The organism is Spirosoma sp. KNUC1025 (assembly GCF_045160025.1).
In the GTDB taxonomy this organism is placed as follows: Bacteria; Bacteroidota; Bacteroidia; order Cytophagales; family Spirosomataceae; genus Spirosoma.
In genome coordinates this window covers 2,500,545-2,521,257 of record NZ_CP087139.1, presented here as the reverse complement: position 1 = coordinate 2,521,257, position 20,713 = coordinate 2,500,545, and the positions used below count along the sequence as shown (strand labels likewise).

The following is a 20,713-nucleotide window of genomic DNA, read 5'->3' as shown; positions in this document are numbered from 1 at the left end:
CTTCGTAACCAACAGACAGATCAAGGGTGTGGGTTGTTAGTTGAAGAACCGTGTCGAAACAGGGTTCTGCTGGTTTCTGACGGATGTTCAGCGTTGAACCATACCGGAAACAGCGCTGGATATACTGAAAAAGGGAGCTAGATCAAGTGCTGGATCGCGGCTGAAAACGGCAAGAATCTGACAGAAAAACGGCTGATGAACGACCCATTCATACGGGAGGCCCATAACCTGCTTTCGACGTAGCGGAATCGGCACAACAGCCTGATAACTGCCGGTTTCGGCTATCATAACAAGCCCCATCCATTTCCACATAGGCGCTGACAGCACCGTATCCAGATACCAGGCGTAACCATACACAATGCGTTGGGAGGAAGCCGCCACACAGGCATCCCAGGCAGCAACGTCAATGTCAGTGCGGGTAGCAGGCTCAGCATTGGTTTCAGGCTGATATTCTACTACTTGAACTGAGCTTTCAGCTTCTCGATCACGTCGCGGGTTTCGGCGTGCCGGGCAACTTTGTCACTGATGGTTTGCACCGCGTGAATAACGGTACTGTGGTCACGGCCACCAAAATGATAGCCAATGGATTTGAGAGACAGATCGGTTTTTTCCTTTGCCAGATACATAGCTACCTGACGGGGATACACCAATTCCTGTTTGCGGCTTTTTGCTTTCAGGTCGGCAATGGTAACGCCGAAAAAATCAGCGACAGCTTCCTGCACGGAGTCGATGGTTACTTCCCGATCCGAATCAACAACGATGTTTCGCAGGGTCTGTTTTGCCAGTTCCAGATCAATATCGCGCCGGTTCAGCGATGCCTGGGCAATGAGCGATACAATCACCCCTTCCAGCTCGCGAACGTTTGTATTAACACTGTGAGCCAGATATTCAATAACCGTACTATCGATGTAAATCCCTTCAGCCTGAAGCTTTTTCTGGATAATGGCGATACGGGTTTCCAGATCGGGCGTTTGAAGATCGGCTGACAATCCCCATTTAAACCGCGACAGAAGCCTGTCTTCCAGACCATCCAGTGCACGCGGAGCACGGTCGGAGGTCATGATGATCTGCTTGCCTGACTGATGGAGGTGGTTAAAAATATGGAAGAAAATTTCCTGCGTTTTTTCTTTCTTCTGCAAAAACTGCACGTCATCGATCACCAATACGTCTACCTGCATGTAAAATGAGGTAAAATCCCGAATACCGTCGCTCCGGACGGCGTTCATAAACTGGTTCGTAAATTTCTCCGACGTTACGTACAGGACGAATTTATTCTGGTTTTTATTCTTGATGAAATTACCAATGGCCTGTACCAGGTGCGTTTTGCCCAAGCCTACACCCCCGTAAATCATCAGCGGATTAAACGACGTAACGCCCGGCCGCTCGGCCACCGCGTAGCCTGCGGACCGCGCCAGTCGATTACAATCGCCTTCTACATAATTATCGAATGTATAACTCGGATTCAGGTAGGAGTCTAGCGTCAGCGAATCAAGATCTTTAAGCTGAAACGGACTTTTCAGAATATCCGGATTAACGTTGTCGGGCTTGGCAGTCTGGGGTGTTTTTGTGGTGGGTACGTTCACCGTCAACGGACGATTCTGCTCATTTCCCTTATCGACAATGATCGAGTATTCGAGCTGTCCCTGAGGCCCAATGGCCGTATCAAGGGCTTTACGCAGAGCATGCACAAAATTTTCTTCGAGCCACTCGTAAAAGAATTCGCTCGGCACCTGAATTGTCAATACGTACCCATTTAGCCGTAAAGGCACAATTGGCTCAAACCACGTATTGAAACTTTGCTCGGGTACTATCTCCCTGATAACATTCAGACAGCGATTCCATACCGTCGTTACTTCACGCTGCATACCTGTCTGGGGAGTTACATTCACGGGTGAGTACATTTTCGGTTACGGTTCGGGTCGCAAAAAGGGAGACAAATGTAGGCAATTTTATGACCGGGCTGAGCATACCTGGTCACGTTTTTTTCAACTGAATTTGTTGATCGAAAAAGCTGTCTTTTCTAAAATCACCAGGTTAAAAATAGAACGATTCCAAGGGAACATCAAGCCCTTAAATAAATCCCTTTGAATAATCCAACAGAGATGTAGCATTGTGTGTTGAAACAAGGGGGTGCCCCCAAAAAGGGAAAAAGATTACCTTTACCCATGCGTTTGTATTACCCTTTCCGATGGAGCCAATTTTTGCCAATTTGTTTCCTTCTGCCGATAAAGCCGTCTGGCTAGCTCAGGTTCAGAAAGAACTAAAAAATGAAGCAGCTTATGAAAGCCTTCGCTGGCCAACAGACGAAGGGTTCACGGTTGAACCGTATTACACATCTGCCGACCTGAGCCATTTGCCGCTCGACACGATTCAAAAGGCCCAAAAAGCCTATCCAGACTGGGTTAACGCGGCACACGTTCAGGTTAGCGACGAAAAAACAGCCAATGCCCTATTGCGCGACGAGATTAATCAGGGAGTTGAAGCGTTTAGCCTTACTTTACCAACAAATGGTTTAAATTTGACTCAGTTGCTCCATGGCATTAAGCTGAGTGATACGCCCGTTTTTTTTCGCTTTGCGGGCGGAGCGTCCCCTGTTTCGGCTACTGACTTTATAAAATCGTTGCAAACGGTAGCTCCCTATCAACTAAAAGGGGGGCTGTTATCGGATATTGACGACGCAACGGCTGACATCACTCGCCTGACGGCTAATTCGCCCCTATTTCGGACGGTCTGCGTCAATAGTCATCCCTTCCACAATGCTGGCGCTACTGCCACGCAGGAACTGGCGTTTACGTTGGCTGCGTTGACCGATACGTTCGACAGGCTTACCAATAGTGGATTGGCGCTGGAACAAATTCTTCCGAAAACAGTACTATCCGTTTCGGTCGGAACCAGCTATTTTGCCGAAATCGCTAAACTTCGCGCCTTACGGGTGCTCTTCAACCGATTTGTTTCGCATTATCCAGTAGGGAGCACGCATTATCCGGCATTTATTCACGCCCAAACATCCACTTTTTACGATGCTGCCGTTACGCCTTACACCAATCTGCTACGTGCGTCGACCGAAGCAATGGCAGCCGTGATTGGCGGGTGCGACGTATTGACTGTTCATCCATTCGATACGGTTTTAGAGAAATCCGCTACGTCGACGGAGAGCAATTTTTCGGTTCGTATTGCCCGGAACGTATCGATCCTGTTGAAGGAAGAAAGCCATTTGAATAAGGTGACCGATCCATCGGCGGGTTCGTATTACGTCGAAAGCCTAACGCATCAGCTGATTGAAGCGGCCTGGTCGTTATTTGTAGCGGTAGAAAAACGAGGGGGCTTGACGAAAGCAGTACAGGACGGGTTTATTCAGGACGAACTGGATCGCGCGTTTCAGGCCAAAATCGAGGCCGTTCGTCATGGGAATAAAGCACTGGTCGGCGTTACGAAGTTTCGATCAGATGAAGCGACGGTTGAAAATAGCCCTGAATTCACACCGAAGGGTGTCACACCGAATGGTGCATTACCTACCCGCCGGTTAGCTGAGGAGTTTGAGTAAATTTATCGTGACTATGCGTCCAGATTTCACCAATACAGTCGAGCAGCGAGAAGAAAAACAGAAGGGGGCTCCGATGTCTCCGGCTACGGGCCCGCCCGCTTTCTCCACGGCTGAAGGCATTAAACTCAAGCCCCGGTTCACAGCTACTGATCTGGCAGGTGCCGAACACCTCGGGTATGCCGCCGGAATTCCGCCGTTTCTTCGGGGACCGTATGCCAGTATGTACGTTCGCCAGCCCTGGACAATTCGGCAGTATGCAGGATTTTCTACGGCTGAAGCATCCAACGCATTTTACCGGCGCAATCTGGCTGCCGGCCAAAAAGGGCTGTCGGTTGCTTTCGATCTGGCTACGCATCGGGGTTACGATTCTGACCACCCACGCGTTGTGGGCGACGTTGGAAAAGCCGGAGTAGCCATCGATTCGGTGGAGGACATGAAAATTCTGTTCGACCAGATTCCGCTCGATCAGATGTCGGTGTCGATGACCATGAACGGAGCCGTTATTCCGATTATGGCGTTTTACATCGTAGCTGCCGAGGAACAGGGAGTTTCGCCGGAAAAACTTTCGGGCACAATCCAGAACGATATTCTGAAGGAATTCATGGTTCGGAATACGTACATCTATCCACCCGAACCATCCATGCGCATTGTTGGCGATATTTTTGCCTATACAAGCCAGCACATGCCCAGGTTCAACTCCATTAGTATCAGCGGTTACCACATGCACGAAGCGGGTGCGCCTGCTCATCTGGAACTAGCCTACACCCTCGCTGACGGACTCGAATACATACGTACTGGTTTGCGGGCGGGCATGAACATCGACGATTTTGCGCCGAGGCTGTCGTTCTTCTGGGGCATTGGGATGAACCATTTTATGGAAATCGCCAAACTTCGGGCGGGGCGACTACTGTGGTCGAAAATTGTTAAATCATTTAACCCGAAAAACCTGAAATCGCTGGCCCTACGTACTCATTGCCAGACCTCCGGCTATAGCTTAACCGAACAGGACCCATTCAACAACGTAGCGCGAACAACTATAGAAGCACTGGCGGCTGTGTTGGGAGGTACGCAAAGTCTGCATACGAATTCATTGGATGAAGCCATCGCTCTGCCAACTGACTTTTCGGCTCGCATTGCCCGAAACACGCAACTGTATTTGCAACTCGAAACCGACGTAACGCGCGTTGTCGATCCCTGGGGAGGCTCTTACTACGTTGAATTTCTGACCAAAGAATTGACGGAAAAAGCCTGGGTGCTTATCGAAGAAGTTGAACAGTTGGGTGGCATGACCAAGGCTATCGAAACCGGTCTGCCTAAACTTCGTATTGAAGAAGCGGCTGCCCGCAAACAGGCTCGCATCGATGCAGGAAAAGATATCATTGTGGGCGTAAACCGGTACAAGCCTTCGTCTGATACTGAAATTGAACTACTTGATATTGACAATCAGGCTGTGCGCGAAGCCCAGCTCAGGCGGCTGAAGGCCGTAAAAACAAGTAGAAACCCGGAAAACGTTGAACGTGCTTTGGCGGCACTGACAGAAGCTGCCAAAACTCCCGTACAATCTCTTAACCCAGGCGAAGTGTCTGGCTCAAATCTGCTGGCTCTGGCTGTTGAAGCCGCCCGCCACCGGGCAACACTTGGCGAAATTTCTGATGCTATGGAAAAAGCGTTTGGCCGCCACAAGGCCACTATTCGTGCCATATCCGGTATTTACTCAGCTGAAGTTTCGGACGATGAAAATTTCCGGCTGGCTCGGGAAATGAGTGATCGTTTTGCCGAACTCGATGGCCGTCGTCCGCGCATCCTGGTAGCAAAAATGGGGCAGGATGGTCATGACCGGGGCGCAAAAGTGATTGCCACAAGCTTTGCCGACCTCGGTTTCGATGTCGATATGGGACCGTTGTTTCAGACGCCTGCCGAAGTTGCCAAACAAGCCGCCGAAAACGACGTGCATATTGTTGGCGTATCGAGCCTGGCTGCCGGACATAAAACCCTGGTTCCGCAACTGATTGACGAACTGAGAAAAATTGGCCGCGGTGATATTCTGGTCATTGCTGGCGGTGTGATTCCTGCGCAGGATTACCAGTTTCTGTATGATGCAGGCGTAAAAGGTGTGTTTGGTCCCGGAACCGTTATTTCGATAGCTGCGCAAAAAATCCTGGCTGAGTTAATGGCCGAATAATGTACAAACCTGATTCCAAGCAGGTTCTGGAGCCAGCATTTACGTCTTCTGAATACCATTTCTCGTACGCCACTGCTCAGGTGACAGCCATTAGCAGGGGGTTTAGAGTTACGTACTACCTAATTCTATAGCCAAGATTCGCATGATTGTGTTCAATTTGCAACATTATTGCAAAAATATTCCGATCGTTTGCGATTACTACGTCCTATTTTCTACTTTTGCAACGTCGTTGCACATGTAAAGCATGTGTACAGTAGTTCAGTAACGTAACGGGCAGAAAATCGAATGCAAGGGCAATCAGGCCAGGTAATAAAACGGAAGCGACTTTCTCGCCAGGCTGGGCTCTGGATAGCCCTGCTATTCGCCTGGCCCGCCTGGGGGCAGACTTCTATGTGTACAGATTCACTAACTGGATTTATTCGGGGGCAGGATAGTCGGCAACAGACTGATAAGCTTCCGTTGCCCGGCGCTACGGTCTTTGTTCGGGAAATTGGCAAAGGAGCGGTTGCCGATGCCAATGGTCGCTTTAGCCTCACAGGTATATGTCCAGGCAAATACACACTTGAATACCAGTTTATTGGCTACAAACCTTTTGTGCGTTCGGTTCGTGTTCCGCTACCTGATTCGGCAGCAGCTTCAGCACTCTTAACGGCAGAGAACGTTACGTTGAATGAAGTAACCGTAACAGAACACCGCTCAGAAGCGCAGCAATTGCTTCAGACACAAGCCAGCCTGTCAGGAGCAGCTCTCGATCAAACCCGTGGTCAGTCGCTGGGAGAGAGCTTAAAGGCGCTAACGGGGCTATATTCAATCCAGACCGGCCCGAGCATTTCCAAACCAGTCATTCACGGCCTTTACAGCAATCGCATTGTTATTCTGAATAATGGCATACGACAGGAAGATCAGCAGTGGGGTACGGAACACGCGCCACAGGTCGATCAATTTCTGGCGTCACGGCTAACGGTCATCAAAGGGGCTGCCAGTATTCGTTACGGTTCCGATGCCATTGGGGGCGTAATTCTGGTTGAGCCAAAAGCTATGCCGACACAGCCGGGGCTTGGCGGTGAACTAAACGTAGTGGGCGCCACCAATGGGCGTATGGGGGTAGCGTCGGGAATGCTGGAAGGCGCGTTCGGCAAACTAATACCCGGCTTAAGCTGGCGGCTGCAAGGCACTGTCAAGCGGTCGGGTTATGTTCGAACGCCAGCTTATTTCCTGGAAAATACCAGTTATCACGAGAATAACGTATCGAGCGATGTCCATTACGACCACGGCCCTTGGGGGGCCGAAGTGTTCTACAGCCGGTTCGATACACAGATTGGGCTTTTCACAGGCGCTCAGGTGGGTAGTCTGGCTGATTTGTACGCAGCGATAAACCGTTCGGAACCACTGGTGAAGCCCGGATTTTCTTACGCGCTCGACCGGCCTTATCAGGACGTACAGCACGATTTACTCAAGGTTCGCGCCTATGTGAGTACCCGAAAAGGCGGTACGTTGACGGCTACGTTTGCCCGGCAGCAGAACCTTCGTCGGGAGTATGACTATATCTCGTTTAGTGGCGCCGTAAACCCTGAATTATCGCTTAAACTCGTTACGCATACTCTTGATCTGGTTTGGGAGCACAGCTCCATCAAAAACAAGCGGGCTGGTGTGTGGTCGGGTAGCGCGGGTTTCAACGGCATCACGCAGGGTAATGTCCGACAATATCTTTTCCTGATCCCGAACTTCCGCAATTACGGTGCCGGTCTGTTTGCCATAGAGCGTTACGCCGTCAATCGATGGACGCTGGAAGCTGGTTTACGCTACGACTATCGCTGGTTACGCGCGTATTTTTTGAATGAAACCACCAAACAAACGTATTTCACCACACACGACTGGACGAATGCCAACGGCTCGCTGGGGGCAACGTACCAGCTACGTCCCGATCTTACCCTGACAGCCAATTTGAGCACCGCCTGGCGCGCGCCTAACGTAGCGGATCTGTATTCCAACGGATTGCATCAAAGCGCGGTGGCGTATGAAATCGGGAATCCGAATCTCCAGCCCGAACAGGCTTACAACGCGAACCTGGTGCTGGCTTATTCGGGCAGTAGGCTCAGTGGCGAAATCGGCGTATACAACAACCTCATTCACAACTATATTTATCTAAAACCGGATTCTGTACCGATCATTCGTCAGCGAGGTGCCTTTCCCGCCTACAGCTATACGCAGGTGCAGGCCAGGTTTCAGGGTATTGACGCTACGCTCACTTACAAACTCACAGAGAAACTCAGTTTGACAACCAAAAATTCGCTGTTATTCGCCTACAACCAGACTGATCACGATTACCTTGTTTTTGTGCCGCCCAATCGCTCCGACAACAGCCTCCGTTACGACTGGGCTCGGTGGGGGCGTCTAGCGAATTTGTATGTCTCCCTGAAGCGGTTTGTACGTAGCGAAACAAAACCGAACCCCTGCCGTAGCGAGTCGGCAGCAGAATGGCGAGGTCATATTCACAGGTGATTTCGCTCCTCCCCCACCTGCTTATTTTTTGCTGGGCGCGGAGCTTGGCTTTACCGCTCAGTTGGGTGGGCAATCGATGAGTGTCATTCTGACTGGCAGTAATCTGGTAAACGTAGCGTATCGTGATTATTTAAACCGCTTCCGCTATTTCGCTGATGAGCCGGGACGTAACGTCAGCTTAAAAATCAGAGTCCCCTTTTCCGTTCTTACCCGTAGTTAATTTTTCCTCTTAACAACCTGCGTTATGCAATCCATTCGAAAATCCTTATGGGCCGTTCTGGCCGTCTCGTTACTTGTCGGTGCCTGTACTAAAGACGAACAAAATGTTGCGCCAACGGACGACAATGAAGCCATTACAACGGCAATCCTTTCATTGACCAACACAGCCAATACGCAGGAAATCGTGACGGCTACCATCGAAAATCTGAATACGACACCCGACTTCACAAAGGCCACCCTCAACCTGAAAGCGAATGCGACGTATTCGGGAGGGATTCAATTGTACGACAAAACGCAGGTACCAACACTGGATGCAACCCTTGAAATTCGGGAGAAAGCCAATGAACACCTGTTCGTTTATACACCCTCCACGAGTAGCCTGCTCACGGTAACCGTTACAGATAAAGATACCAATCCTGCGCCGGGCCCTTACCCGCTCGGGCTGACATTCACGCTGAAAGCGGGAACGGCCGCAACAGGCAAACTGAAGGTTCAGCTACGCCATCAACCAAACGCGAAAGACGGAACCGCTACGCCCGGCACCGATGATTTGAACGTCGATTTTCCGGTGGTTATTGGTCAGTAGTAGTTATTCGCTTCGCTGTCATTGGTCAATAGTCATTGGTTACTGGCCATTAGTTATTACTACCAATGCCAAATGACTAATGGCCAATGACTACTGACTAATGACCAATTCTCAATCCTGTTCGGCGGGTTTGGTTTGTGGAATCAGTAACGGCAGTGTTACCCGAAACCAACCTTCCTGCTCTTCAATCAGGGGCGATGACTGGTTCAGGAGCCGGTATTTCACGGCAATGTTCGACAGCCCTACCCCGTTCGACTCTACGCTGAGTTTCTTACGCTGCAGGGTATTTTCGATAATCAACTGGTTTTCTGAATTTGTTCGGATTCGGATGGTTAATGGTTGTTTAGGAAGCACTACGTTGTGCTTAACAGCATTTTCAACCAGTAGCTGAAGGGTGAGTGGGGGCAGCAGCGCATCCTGATGTTGCTCATCAACGTCAATATCCAACTCGATACTACGTCCGAAGCGGGTTTTGAGCAGGTGGAAGTAGGACAGGATAAACCGCAGCTCAACATTCAACGTAGTCAGTTCATTTTCGTTACTACGTAGCAAATACCGGTATACGTTGGAGAGTTCATCGACAAACTCGCCTGCCTGCCTGGGGCTCTCATCGATTAGCGAGGACAACGTATTGAGGCCATTGAACAGAAAGTGCGGGTTTATCTGGCTCTGCAAAGCCCGCATCTGCATCTCTGTTTTTTCCTGCTGCATACGTTGTAAAGCCAGATCCGATTCCAGATACTCGCGATGGCGCTGATCGCGCTCCCGTTCGAGGTCCTTTTCCACAACCACCTTGTTGACGGCCTCACGCCGATGTCGGTATGAAATACCCAACGCAAAGAAGATCAGATCCAGTACAACCCCTATCTGAACAAACAAATCGGGGTGCTGCCAGAGTGGTAATTTAATACTCAGGTTTGGGGAACGTATCAGCAGAATCGTGGTGATGGCATGATTTATCAGCAGCGACGCGGTCCCCGCCACAAAAAAACGGGCCACTACGTCTTTTGAGCGGAAGAACGTAACGACGATATAAGCGCCCACTCCCAACAGGGCAAACCGTACGGGCTGGAGCAGAATAGCATGAAGTTTCGTCTGCCAGAAATCGGTAAACAGGTAGATGTACGTTTTGATAAGCACATACGCGGCCAGCATCCCCTGAACGATGGTCACCCATCGCAGAAACTTCGGCCGTTCCTGCAGGTTGAGGAAGATTTTGGCCAATTCCAGGTAAAGAATATAACCTGAGTATGAAAGGATAAGCTTCTCGAAATTTGCAATGTTGGTGGGCTGATCAAAGAAATTGATCGTAAAGTAAACCGCCCAGGTTAAGGTATAAATGGAATAAATACCATAAATACGTTCCCGATACATGAACCATTGGGCAGAATTTGCCAATAGCATTGCTAAAACCATGCCCAGAAGGAGTGGAGACCAGGCTTCGTACGTCATTAAGGTTTTCGAAAGAGTTGAAGGCAAACAAATATACAAAAATGAATGCTGCGTTGAAACGCTTTCTTACTGAGCGTCATACTGATATACGTCATCTGGTATTCTGTTAATACTACTTCACCAGGGCGAAAGCCCGGTTACGTATAAGTAGAAGACCACCGATTTGCCCTTATCTTGTCTGACTCTTGTTTCATCATCAGTCAGCGCACTCACAAGCCTGTACTGATTATCCTCCTTACTCTTATGCAGGAGACTGTAAACCGACGACAGTTTCTCAAAACAGCGGGCTTATCGGCCATAGTATCTGTCGCCGGAACGAATGCCTTACTGGCCAGTTTACCCAAAAAATCAGGTCTTAAAATTGCCTATTCCTCCATCACCTGGGGTGGCAACGATGCACAGGCGATTGCCGATCTGGCGGCCCTCGGCTATCGGGGTATTCAGTTACGAGCAAACACGTTCGGACCGTACCGGGCAAAACCTTCAGAACTAAAGGCGCTTCTCGATCAGCATCATCTGACGCTGGCTATGTTTTCGAGCGGCAATGTCGAAATCGATCCAGCCAAAGAGCAGAGCACAATCGATATGCACGTAGCACACGCCAGTTTTGTGAAAGCACTTGGCGGCTCGGCGATTCAGCTAACCAATTCGGCCCGCCCGAAAGATCGGCTCCCTACGCCCGAAGAACTGAAGCGACTGGCAACCGTCATGAACGAGATTGGGAAACAAACCGCCGACATGGGAATTCAGGCTACGTATCACAACCATATGAACCAGCTCGGCGAAACACCCGAAGAAGTCGATACGATTGTTCAGGCCATGAACCCGAAGTACATAAAGCTGGAACTCGACATTGCTCATTACAGGCAAGGGGGCGGGCAACCCGAAAAAGCAGTGAAGCAGTACAAAGACATTATATATGCGCTGCATCTGAAAGACACCATGTCGCCTTTACCCGACAAGCCCGACGATCCGAAAGCGTACAAATTTGTTGAACTCGGCCGGGGTAACGTCAATGTTCCGGCAGTTATCAAGGCATTAGACGATATCAACTTCAGCGGATGGGGCATCGTTGAGCTGGACGGCGTTCCGGAAAAGGACAAAACACCCGTTCAGTGCGCCCAAATCAATAAAGACTACATCACCAAAACGCTACATATCCAATTATGAATGATTGACTTGTTGACTATCCAGCAACCATTCAACAAGTCAATCACTCGATCATTCAATCATTATCTTATGAAACAACTCATTCTAACGGGATTACTGCTCACTACGTTGTTTGCTGCCAAAACGGCTCAGGACCCCAACACGCTGACAGCTCAGGAAAAAAAAGAAGGCTGGAAATTGCTCTTCGATGGAAAAACCACCAACGGATGGCGAGGAGCTTATTCCGATAAGTTTCCGGCTAAAGGCTGGACGGTGAATAACGGCATGATTTCCATTCAGAAAACTGACGGGTCCGAATCACAGAATTTTGGCGATATCGTAACGGATGGCGAATACAGCGATTTCGAACTGGTGTTCGATTTCAAACTGACCGAAGGGGCCAACAGCGGTGTCAAATATTTTGTAGTTGAGCATTCGCCAAAACCCAAAGGGTCGGCTTTCGGGCTGGAATTTCAGGTTCTGGATGACGACAAACACCCCGATGCCAAGCTGGGACGTAACGGCAACCGTACTGTCGGTTCACTCTACGATCTGATTCCGGCCAGCGGTAAGAAAGCCAATCCAATTGGCGAATGGAATACGGGGCGCGTTGTCTCTAAGGGCCAGCACGTTGAACATTGGCTCAATGGCAATAAAGTAGTAGAATACGAACGGGGCAGCGAGAAATTCAGGGAGTTGGTAGCCATGAGCAAATACAAGGCCCCGGAGTATAACGCCAATGGCCGCTTCGGTGAAGCGCCAAAAGGACATATCCTCTTACAGGATCATGGCGACCAGGTATATTTTCGAAATATAAAAATCAGAACACTCTAAAAGAGGCTGACTATCAGTCATTAGACTTATTCAGTACGTATCTTTGTCTACTATCAATCATTTCTCTCTAACGCCTTATAGAACATGGAAAATCGTCGTGAGTTTATAAAAAAGTCTGCCCTGGCTGGTCTGGGTATGAGTTTTACGGCCGGTAGTTACGCCCGAATTCTGGGCTCCAACGACCGCGTTCGGGTCGGTATCGTTGGCTTCTTGGATCGCTTTCGGCAGTCGTTAGCCCCCGCCTTTGCCGAGCATGCCAAAGAGCAGAATTTTGCCTTCGTGGGTGTATCCGACATCTGGAGCCGCCGACGCGACGAGGCCGAACAGCACCTGAAAGGAAAAGGCTGGAACGATAGTTCGTTTTTTAAGGCACGTAACAACGACGAACTTTTTGATCGGAAAGATGTCGATGCCGTCATCATCAGCACGGCTGATTTTCAGCACGCTCTTCATTGCGCAGCCGCTGTTGAGTCGGGCCGCGATGCGTACTGCGAAAAACCGTTTGCGGAGTCGCTGGAGGATGCCCGTAAAGCTCTCAAAGCGGTTGAAAGTTCGAAGAAAATTGTGCAGGTAGGCTCACAGCGACGTAGTGCTCCCAACTATCACGCGGCCAATGATTTTATCCGTTCCGGCAAATTTGGGGATATAACCATGGTTGAAATGACCTGGAACGTCAACCAGCCAGGCCGTTGGCGTCGGGCCAAACTGGTTTCTGAAATCAAGAAAGAAGATACCGACTGGAACCGGTATCTGATGAACCGTCCAAAAGTGGAATGGGACCCTCGGAAATACCTCGAATTCCGGTTATTCTACCCCTACTCTTCCGGCATTCCGGGTCAGTGGATGTCGCACCAGATTGATACGGTTCACTGGTTCAGCGGCTTAGATCACCCCCGTTCGGTGGTCGCCAATGGCGGTATTTATGTCTGGAAAGACGGGCGCACGAATGCGGATACGTTCACCGCAGTATTCGATTACGGCCCGGATAACGACAAAACTAAAGGATTCCAGGTGCTGTACTCTTCCCGGATGAACAATGAAGCAGGCGGTGTAAAAGAATATTATTACTCCAATGGCGGTATGATTAATCTCGACACCAACAAGATTTCGCCGGAAGGGGGTCTGGAAGAAAAATACGCCAAAGAAATGGGCATGAAGGCCAATATGTTACCCACGATGTCGCTTGGAGAAGCTGCTAAAATGGAAACATCGGCAAACACCGGTGGTGATCCAATGACATCGCTGCACATGAAAAACTGGATGGAGTGCGTGCGGAGCCGTAAAGAGCCCAATGCGCCCGCCCGTGTAGGCTTCAATCACTCGGTTGCAAATATCATGGCCACTACTGCTCTGCATACCGGCAAGCGCGTTACGTGGGACTCGACGAAGCAGGATGTCGTAGTAAGTTAAAAATAGGAATAAGGAGTAAGGGGAGGAAAGGAAAAAAGCAGGACGTAACGAACACGCTCTTTTCCCTCTCCTCCCCTTATTACTTTTTTAGCCTTTCATCAGAGCTGCACCAATTTGACAATTGAGGCACTTTTTCGGAAAGCAGAATTCATTGTACAGTTCAATGGCCGCCTGCGAATCAAAGGCCGTCTGAACGCCTAATCCCAGGGTTTCCCAACGTTCGGTCAGATGATTTTTTTCAGCCGGGAGCCGCTCCAGCAAGCGAATTGCCCGATCAATATAGGCGGGTTGCCCCCGATGGTGTGCATAGGCTGCTAATAGCGGAACAACTGTATTCACAACAATAGCCAGCGCTGACGTTAGCCCTAGTGATGAACTTGCCTGTTCCGTAGCTTTGCCGAACCGGTAGTGCGTTTGCCAATAGGAAGCAGGAGTTATCTGTAATGCTTTTAGCAGCCTATCAACGTCGCTGGTACCTACAAAAAGCGAAAACAAACTGGCGTGTTGCGTGACCAGCCGGGCTAGTTGTGCGAGTCGAAGAGTTGGAAAATTAGCAGGTCGCAAACGACCCCATTTCCACTCATGGGCAGCCATCCTGTTGTTTGTCAGGCCATATTTTGCAGCCAGAAATCGATACTCGCGCAGTAGCGTCGTTACGTATTCATCAACTTCATCATCCAGCAAACCAGCCGTTCCAAATAGCATGGCTTCTACCTGTACCAGTACGTCACGATGTTTGAGAATAGCCTTTAAGGGCACCGTTCGGCTGAGTTGCGCCATCGGATCGGCATTTATTTTGAACCCCATAGTTACGGCCAGCAGTCGATAAGCCGTTTCTTCCCAATCGCCGTTTGTCTGTACAACTACATCGAGAACGTTCGCAGCTTTACGTTCCAACCGCTGCAACATCGCTTTATCCAGCATGGATGTTATTTTCAGGGGCGGCACTTCGCGAAACCGCCCGGCACAGGGAATCCATTCTGGCGAGTGATTCAGCTCGGCGTAACGGTCTAGCAACGCTGGGGAAATAACCGAATTTACTTCGAGCGTTGGCAAGGCCGTACCGTTCGTCCGTTCGCCCCGACGGCTATTTTTACTACGGTCGTCCTGCCACACTACGTGGAGTATTACGTTGTCATAAGCCCGGTCATACTGGTGGCGGTGGGTTAGCCAGTCGGATGTATAGGTGTGCATCTCGACAGTGCCTACCCACTCTACATCATTGATAAGCAGACGGGCATTCGTAAAATCTGGCCCAGCGTTATGATTTCGAAAACCAGGATGCAGCACCTGAACCGTTTCACCGTCGGTGGTGGTCAATCCGGTAGTCGTAAAATATTGATACTGCCAGATAAAATACAGAAAGGATTCAGGCACAGATCAGCGGACAGTTAAGAGTAGCCAGTTTTATAGTCGTTCAAAATTCGTATTCCGGTCGTACTATGACGCGTCGAATATAAACGAAAACTATAAAAAAATACACTTAACTTCTCACTACTGATTTGTTCAGGGGCAAATAATTTTGTAGAACGTATAACTGATGGTAATAGCTGTGTAGGTGTAGCTATCGTTGAGGCCAGGGTCGCCCTGACCTAGTTTACTGGTTGTTACGCCAAACGTGCGATCGCCCAGGCCATCCAGATAGTCATTGTTCGTGAACCGCGTACCAAACTCAACGCCAACACTCCAGGGTCTTTTCACCTCGTATTTAACCCCTATCCCCAGTGGGAAAGCGATCATGCCGCGTGCCTTGATTACGGAATTATTGAAATTGCAGATGCCAACGCCACCAAACATGTAGGGCGTCCAGTTCTTTTCTTTTGGCGTTAATTTATAGTTTCGAAAATTGTATTCAACATCGGCCGTCACTTCGTTGAGATTGGTACGGAATGAAAAATCACGCGCCTGCCGAAACGGATCCTTACTCACACGATCTTCTCCCTGAAACGAACCGATAGCAAAACCGGCCCGCACGGAAAACGAACGCGTAGCATTGTATCGAAAAAATACGTTCCCGGCTGGCCGATAGAAACGAGGGTTAAGCGAAGGAGACACGTCGCCTTTATACAACATGCCACCTAACCCACCGCCTACCTCCATTTTCTGAGCCTGCGTTCCGAAACTGATAAAAAGCCCGGCTATGAGCAGCCGGGCCACTTTGATGGAATGTAAAGGCATAAGTCTGATAACAATACCCAATAAGCAACGGGCCATTAGACAAGAGCCCTTTATCACGTCTAATCTACTTAATTGGTGGACACTTGATCTTGGTTGGGATGATGTACTGAATCGAAAAATTAGTCAGCAGATACCCGTCCTGTAGAATTCCTTTCGTTGAGCGTACTGATGTTGTTAGTGCTTCTTCAATGGCCGCTTTTTGTTCGGCAGTCCCGCTGTTAAACATATCAACAAGCACCTGATAACGCTCAGGATGGCTCTTAACCCGGGCAGCCAATGGTTCAAAACGCCGGTCTGTTATAGACGTAGCAATACCCTGCTGCGTATCACGGGCCGCGTAGTTACCCATACCTACATCGTCGAGGTAATCCGAAAATGCGTACCGATAGCCAATCTCGATACCAATATTGAAATTCTCGTTCAGTTTATAACGAGCCCCGATACCAATCGGAATAGCAACGGTTACCAGTGAGTAAGGCTTATCGCGACCGGGCTGGCCTTGCCCTTCTGTATGCAACGGCTGTAATTTCACCCAATGCTGCGACGTCGTATCCGACACAGGAGTCAGGGTTTCGGGGCTGTGCGCGACTAAAGCCACTCCACCAAATACGTAAGGCGTAAACCGTGCCCGGTTTTCAGGATTGCGCCCATCCGGTCTGAAATTATAAATGCCAGTTATCGCAAACTCTTTGATATCGTTCCGGAAGTGCAGATTCCGAACGTATTGAGACAGGTTGTCTTCGATATCGCTTTTGTTGTACGTGTAATCATCCCCCGTAATACGTGCCCAGGTAAACATAGCCCGAGCGGCAAAGTGGGGCGTAAACTGCCTCGTGTAGCCTATACCAGCATTCCAGCGGGGTAGCGTAACCAGGGATTTGAATGGCTGACGATATCCTGCCAAATCACCAAAGTAGGTGGAGGTACCTCCCCCAAACGTCACTGATGAATAAGGAACAAAATGCGTGTTGTACCTGCGCTGGGCTGAACTCTCCGTAACCAGGATAATCAGCAGACAAATCGCTGCAGCACCTACCCTCAACAACTGCTTATAGTTATTCATATTTATGAAATACTTGAATCAACCACGGTTGGCCTATAGACCAGCCAATTCCGAAACGGCACGGACGTGGCTTTTATTGGCATAGTACCAAAAAATTATCCCACAATGGCTAAAATAGCCGATCTGCATGGGTATAAACCAGAATACGTTTTGCTGAATTCCGCACCCATTAGTTGCGAATATCCCACCCCCAGTTGAGTTTACTACGTAGTGTATTCAGAAAATTGTCGTCGCTGAGCTTTACCAATCTGGCTTTAAACGCTTCTTTCTGAACACTGATTCGAACAGAGGTCTCGACTGTGTATGAGCGGGAGTCCAGAGCAGCCAGAAAGTTTCCACTACGGCTTTCCACTTCAAAAGCCAGCTGACAGGTATCCATCACAATCATGGGCCGGACATTGAGGTTGTGCGGGCTGATGGGCGTAATAATAAAATTGTTCGTTTGAGGCAACAGAACAGGTCCTCCGCAACTGAGGGAGTATCCCGTAGAGCCGGAAGGTGTCGAGATGATGATTCCATCCGCCCAGTACGAATTTAGAAATTCACCGTCCAGATACGCATGGACCGTAATCATCGACGATGTTTGGGTGCGGGTGATTGTAAAGTCGTTGAGACCGAACGGGAGCTTACCAAAAATATCCTGGCTCGACCGGACACTGACCAGCACCCGTTCGTCGATACTATACTGCTCATTAAAAAGTGCATCAATCATCAGCCGAACCGATGCCGGAGCTACCGTAGCCAGAAATCCCAGCCGACCAATGTTGATACCAATAATTGGAATCTGCTGTGCCCCAACGTGCGTAACGGCGTCGAGCAACGTACCATCGCCCCCTAAGCTAAAAATGAAATCAGCATCTGTAACGCCTTCTTCAACCGTGTAGGTAGCCTGACTATAATGCGTGACGCCTGCATTATCCAGAAACTCGCGATATCCCTGCGAAATAATTACTTCGGTCTGCCTTCTTGCCAGTTCCTCAAACATGGACTGAATGTACGGCCGGGCCGATTCGGGAAAGTTGCGCCCGTGAATGGCGATTTTCATATGGGAGTTTATAGGTTGGCACGTCGGCCAGTCAGTGAATAAGCCCTCTGCAGATCAGTTCATGCCTGGCTGACCGACTCACTAACTGATTGACTGACCAACTGACTAGGTATTTAGATAGCGAAGAAGCGAGTCGAGACGTTCCTGGTCAATACTTTCGATAGGCGTATTGGCAAAGGCAGCTTCAATCTGATAACCAAAGCGTTCGAGCGTGGATAGTACGGGGGTAATATCGCGCCGGTTCAGTTTGAGCGTCAGCCGTGAGCGATCCGGCATTCCATATGCAGCACTGGTAAAATAACTGCTAATGATTTTGACGTTATTCGACTCAATCAGGCGGCTGATTTCCGACATGGAATAATCACGTTCGTTCATGTTCAGAATCAGAATAGCGCCCCCTCCTGTATGCCCAGTTCCAGCGCAAATTGTTTGAGCAATTCCGAAACGGAAATCGTACCGATGAACTCACGTCCCTCATTAATGACGCCCACAATCTCCATCTGGTGCTGAACAGCCATACCCAGTACTTCGAACAAATGCTGCTCTTCAAGCACATAGGTCTGCTCAAACAACCGCATCACTTCGCCAACGGGTCGCTCATCGTCAGCAGCATCCAGTAATAATTCTTCACTAACTACACCCCGGTATTCGCCCTGATCGGTCAGTACGAGTTGCCCGACGCGGTGCTCCTGCATCCAATCCAGAGCCTGCCCGATCAGGTCGGTAGGCTTCAGTGCAGGGAGCATAGGATCTATCAGTTCGGCAGCCAGCATAGTAAATGTCTTTGAGAGAAATCTGTTTGTCAGAAAACTACGCAAATTCTTTCATAGTTTCCAAATGTTAGCAAAAACACTTAGCCAGTCGCCCGGTTGCTCAATTAATAAGTCGGTACGTAGTCCCCAGTATACTAAACGTAGCGACTAGATACCTAACTGATCCGTTGACCGACTAACTGACCAATTCGCCTACCGGATGACGGGCCAGCCAATTTTCAAGTAGTTTATTAAATTGATCCGGATGCTCCATCATGGGCGCATGGCAGCATTTGTCAATAAAATGTAATTCAGAACCAGCAATCAATCGGTTAAATTCATGACCGACCTCAGCGGGTGTAATGGTATCGTTGAGTCCCCAGACCAACAGCGTAGGTACCTGAATCCGGTAAAGATCTTTCGCTACGTTGTTACGCTGGGCTGATTTGGCAATTCCCACAATGCTCATGCACTTGGGAATGCTGGTGGTAATATCAAATACTTCGTCAATCAGTTCTTTCGAAGCCACCTTTGGATCGTAAAACGTATAAGCTACCCGCTCAGCCACATAATCGTAACTGCCCCGCTTTGGAAATGAGCCGCCCATGCCATTCTCAAATAAACCCGAACTTCCCGTGAGCACCAGTCTACGTACCAGATCGGGGTGATTGAATGTATAAAGAATAGCCAAATGCCCACCTAGTGAATTTCCCAGCAAGGTTAGATCCTGCAACGACTTTTGGTTAACAAACTTCTCGATGTAGGCTAATAGTCCTTCCAGACTAGCCTGCCGAATGGGCATTTCGTAGATGGGCAGAAGTGGAATGACTACCCGGTAGCGATTCGAAAAGGTGTTAATCACACCATCCCAGTTGCTAAGGGCGCCAAACAAACCGTGCAGCAATAGCAGCACTTCGCCCTGTCCTTCGTCTACGTAGCGGAAGCCTGCTTCCTCCCGAATCTGATAGTTCATACGTATTGTTCGGTTAAAGATGTGGCGGAATTGCTCTTTTTATGAGTAAACAAAACAAAATCAATCCAGTTTTCGATAATCTGCAATCCATACTGCGTCAGTACAGCCTCTGGATGAAACTGAACACCCCATATTGGCAGAAACTGATGCTTCAACGCCATCACTTCGTGGCGGTCGGTTTCCGCCAGTTTTACCAGTGATCGTGGTAAATCGGTCAGTACCAGCGAATGATAACGGGTTACGTTAAACTCAGCCGGTAGTCCATTCCACAGTATATCGTCTGTGTCTGTTCGAATCATCGAAACTTTTCCGTGCATGGGTTGTATGGCGGGTGTTATCCTGGCGCCAAAGAACTCCCCAACGGCCTGATGCCCTAAACAGATACCCAGCATGGGCACACGTTGATGATAATAAGCGATGACGTCCATCAACGCCCCGGCCCGACGGGGAGTGCCTGGCCCGGGCGACAATACGACGGCGTCGACCGATTCATCTTTAAGACTATCCCAGGGTTCGTTGTTTCTGACAACCCGACACGTAGCACCTGCCTGCTGTAGATAATCGACAAGCATGTAGGTAAAAGAATCGAAGTTATCAACAACCAATATGTTCATGAAATCATAACGCCATTCACTGCTGCAAAATTAATATTTTCTAAAAAAAACAATACTATTAAATTATTATCTTCTGATTACCAATAGCTTACAGAAAAATAAACCCTTAAATATCCTATTTTTATAAAAATAATACTAGTTCATAAGACACAAGAATCCTGAATCGCCATACGATACAGCGACTATGCAGTTGAATTCTATATGAAGTGA

General features: G+C 49.1%; 17 protein-coding genes and 1 pseudogene. 8 read left to right on the top strand and 10 right to left on the bottom strand.

Annotated features, from left to right (window positions below):
- Positions 1-87 precede the first annotated feature (87 nt).
- A complete protein-coding gene (locus LN737_RS10935) occupies positions 88-381 on the bottom strand; it encodes a hypothetical protein (protein WP_405518758.1) in 294 nt (97 codons plus the stop codon).
- Between the two features lie 74 nt (positions 382-455).
- The gene (gene dnaA / locus LN737_RS10930; RefSeq protein ID WP_405520372.1) at positions 456-1,865 is read right to left on the bottom strand and encodes a chromosomal replication initiator protein DnaA; all 1,410 of its coding nucleotides are present in this window, start codon (positions 1,863-1,865) and stop codon (positions 456-458) included.
- Between the two features lie 323 nt (positions 1,866-2,188).
- Between dnaA and LN737_RS10925 the strand changes: the two genes are divergently transcribed.
- The 5 genes from LN737_RS10925 to LN737_RS10905 all read left to right on the top strand — a co-directional run bounded on the left by LN737_RS10925 (position 2,189) and on the right by LN737_RS10905 (position 9,033).
- On the top strand, positions 2,189-3,544 hold the full coding sequence (locus tag LN737_RS10925) for a methylmalonyl-CoA mutase family protein (RefSeq protein ID WP_405518756.1): 1,356 nt from the start codon (positions 2,189-2,191) through the stop codon (positions 3,542-3,544).
- Between the two features lie 73 nt (positions 3,545-3,617).
- The gene (gene scpA, locus LN737_RS10920; protein ID WP_405520370.1) at positions 3,618-5,726 is read left to right on the top strand and encodes a methylmalonyl-CoA mutase; all 2,109 of its coding nucleotides are present in this window, start codon (positions 3,618-3,620) and stop codon (positions 5,724-5,726) included.
- Between the two features lie 285 nt (positions 5,727-6,011).
- Positions 6,012-8,228 (top strand): TonB-dependent receptor, encoded by a 2,217-nt coding sequence (locus LN737_RS10915; RefSeq protein ID WP_405518755.1) that lies wholly within the window; start codon positions 6,012-6,014, stop codon positions 8,226-8,228.
- The gene (locus LN737_RS10910; protein WP_405520586.1) at positions 8,152-8,448 is read left to right on the top strand and encodes a hypothetical protein; all 297 of its coding nucleotides are present in this window, start codon (positions 8,152-8,154) and stop codon (positions 8,446-8,448) included. Before LN737_RS10915 ends, LN737_RS10910 begins: the two co-directional genes overlap by 77 nt.
- Before the next feature lie 24 nt (positions 8,449-8,472).
- Positions 8,473-9,033 carry a hypothetical protein gene (locus LN737_RS10905; RefSeq protein ID WP_405518753.1) on the top strand — a complete coding sequence of 187 codons (561 nt, stop codon included), beginning with the start codon at positions 8,473-8,475 and terminating at the stop codon, positions 9,031-9,033.
- 111 nt (positions 9,034-9,144) lie between these two features.
- Here the strand turns inward: LN737_RS10905 and LN737_RS10900 are convergent, their stop codons facing one another.
- Positions 9,145-10,512 (bottom strand): sensor histidine kinase, encoded by a 1,368-nt coding sequence (locus LN737_RS10900; RefSeq protein ID WP_405518751.1) that lies wholly within the window; start codon positions 10,510-10,512, stop codon positions 9,145-9,147.
- 216 nt (positions 10,513-10,728) lie between these two features.
- Between LN737_RS10900 and LN737_RS10895 the strand changes: the two genes are divergently transcribed.
- The 3 genes from LN737_RS10895 (at position 10,729) to LN737_RS10885 (ending at position 13,878) form a co-directional block, all read left to right on the top strand.
- Complete coding sequence (locus LN737_RS10895; RefSeq protein WP_405518750.1) at positions 10,729-11,655, top strand: sugar phosphate isomerase/epimerase; 927 nt, start codon at positions 10,729-10,731, stop codon at positions 11,653-11,655.
- A gap of 69 nt (positions 11,656-11,724) precedes the next feature.
- Complete coding sequence (locus LN737_RS10890; RefSeq protein ID WP_405518748.1) at positions 11,725-12,468, top strand: DUF1080 domain-containing protein; 744 nt, start codon at positions 11,725-11,727, stop codon at positions 12,466-12,468.
- 84 nt (positions 12,469-12,552) lie between these two features.
- Positions 12,553-13,878, top strand: coding sequence for a Gfo/Idh/MocA family protein (locus LN737_RS10885; RefSeq protein ID WP_405518746.1), 1,326 nt, complete (start codon positions 12,553-12,555; stop codon positions 13,876-13,878).
- A gap of 87 nt (positions 13,879-13,965) precedes the next feature.
- Here LN737_RS10885 and LN737_RS10880 read toward each other — a convergent pair whose 3' ends face one another.
- From LN737_RS10880 to LN737_RS10850, 7 genes and pseudogenes are all read right to left on the bottom strand, one after another.
- Complete coding sequence (locus LN737_RS10880) at positions 13,966-15,255, bottom strand: DUF2851 family protein (RefSeq protein WP_405518744.1); 1,290 nt, start codon at positions 15,253-15,255, stop codon at positions 13,966-13,968.
- A gap of 129 nt (positions 15,256-15,384) precedes the next feature.
- A complete protein-coding gene (locus LN737_RS10875) occupies positions 15,385-16,056 on the bottom strand; it encodes a DUF6089 family protein (protein WP_405518742.1) in 672 nt (223 codons plus the stop codon).
- A gap of 64 nt (positions 16,057-16,120) precedes the next feature.
- Positions 16,121-17,119 (bottom strand): DUF6089 family protein, encoded by a 999-nt coding sequence (locus LN737_RS10870; RefSeq protein WP_405518740.1) that lies wholly within the window; start codon positions 17,117-17,119, stop codon positions 16,121-16,123.
- A gap of 169 nt (positions 17,120-17,288) precedes the next feature.
- A complete protein-coding gene (locus LN737_RS10865; RefSeq protein ID WP_405518738.1) occupies positions 17,289-18,164 on the bottom strand; it encodes an NAD kinase in 876 nt (291 codons plus the stop codon).
- A gap of 105 nt (positions 18,165-18,269) precedes the next feature.
- Positions 18,270-18,937, bottom strand: a pseudogene (locus LN737_RS10860) (CBS domain-containing protein).
- A 175-nt stretch (positions 18,938-19,112) separates the two neighbouring features.
- Positions 19,113-19,889, bottom strand: a complete 777-nt coding sequence (locus tag LN737_RS10855) for an alpha/beta fold hydrolase (RefSeq protein ID WP_405518737.1) — start codon at positions 19,887-19,889, stop codon at positions 19,113-19,115.
- Entirely contained in the window at positions 19,886-20,503 is a 618-nt protein-coding gene (locus LN737_RS10850) for an aminodeoxychorismate/anthranilate synthase component II (protein ID WP_405518734.1), read from the bottom strand. The genes LN737_RS10855 and LN737_RS10850 overlap by 4 nt, the downstream gene beginning before the upstream one ends.
- Between the last annotated feature and the right edge of the window lie 210 nt (positions 20,504-20,713).

Excerpts from the sequence above, each read along its gene's own strand:
- LN737_RS10905 (WP_405518753.1), top strand. The coding sequence starts at position 8,473 with ATGCAATCCATTCGAAAATCCTTATGGGCCGTTCTGGCCGTCTCGTTA.
- LN737_RS10890 (WP_405518748.1), top strand. The coding sequence starts at position 11,725 with ATGAAACAACTCATTCTAACGGGATTACTGCTCACTACGTTGTTTGCT.
- LN737_RS10915 (WP_405518755.1), top strand. The coding sequence starts at position 6,012 with ATGCAAGGGCAATCAGGCCAGGTAATAAAACGGAAGCGACTTTCTCGC.
- LN737_RS10895 (WP_405518750.1), top strand. The coding sequence starts at position 10,729 with ATGCAGGAGACTGTAAACCGACGACAGTTTCTCAAAACAGCGGGCTTA.
- dnaA (WP_405520372.1), bottom strand. The coding sequence starts at position 1,865 with ATGCAGCGTGAAGTAACGACGGTATGGAATCGCTGTCTGAATGTTATC.
- LN737_RS10885 (WP_405518746.1), top strand. The coding sequence starts at position 12,553 with ATGGAAAATCGTCGTGAGTTTATAAAAAAGTCTGCCCTGGCTGGTCTG.
- LN737_RS10855 (WP_405518737.1), bottom strand. The coding sequence starts at position 19,889 with ATGAACTATCAGATTCGGGAGGAAGCAGGCTTCCGCTACGTAGACGAA.
- scpA (WP_405520370.1), top strand. The coding sequence starts at position 3,618 with ATGTCTCCGGCTACGGGCCCGCCCGCTTTCTCCACGGCTGAAGGCATT.
- LN737_RS10850 (WP_405518734.1), bottom strand. The coding sequence starts at position 20,503 with ATGAACATATTGGTTGTTGATAACTTCGATTCTTTTACCTACATGCTT.
- LN737_RS10925 (WP_405518756.1), top strand. The coding sequence starts at position 2,189 with ATGGAGCCAATTTTTGCCAATTTGTTTCCTTCTGCCGATAAAGCCGTC.
- LN737_RS10870 (WP_405518740.1), bottom strand. The coding sequence starts at position 17,119 with ATGAATAACTATAAGCAGTTGTTGAGGGTAGGTGCTGCAGCGATTTGT.
- LN737_RS10875 (WP_405518742.1), bottom strand. The coding sequence starts at position 16,056 with ATGCCTTTACATTCCATCAAAGTGGCCCGGCTGCTCATAGCCGGGCTT.
- LN737_RS10865 (WP_405518738.1), bottom strand. The coding sequence starts at position 18,164 with ATGAAAATCGCCATTCACGGGCGCAACTTTCCCGAATCGGCCCGGCCG.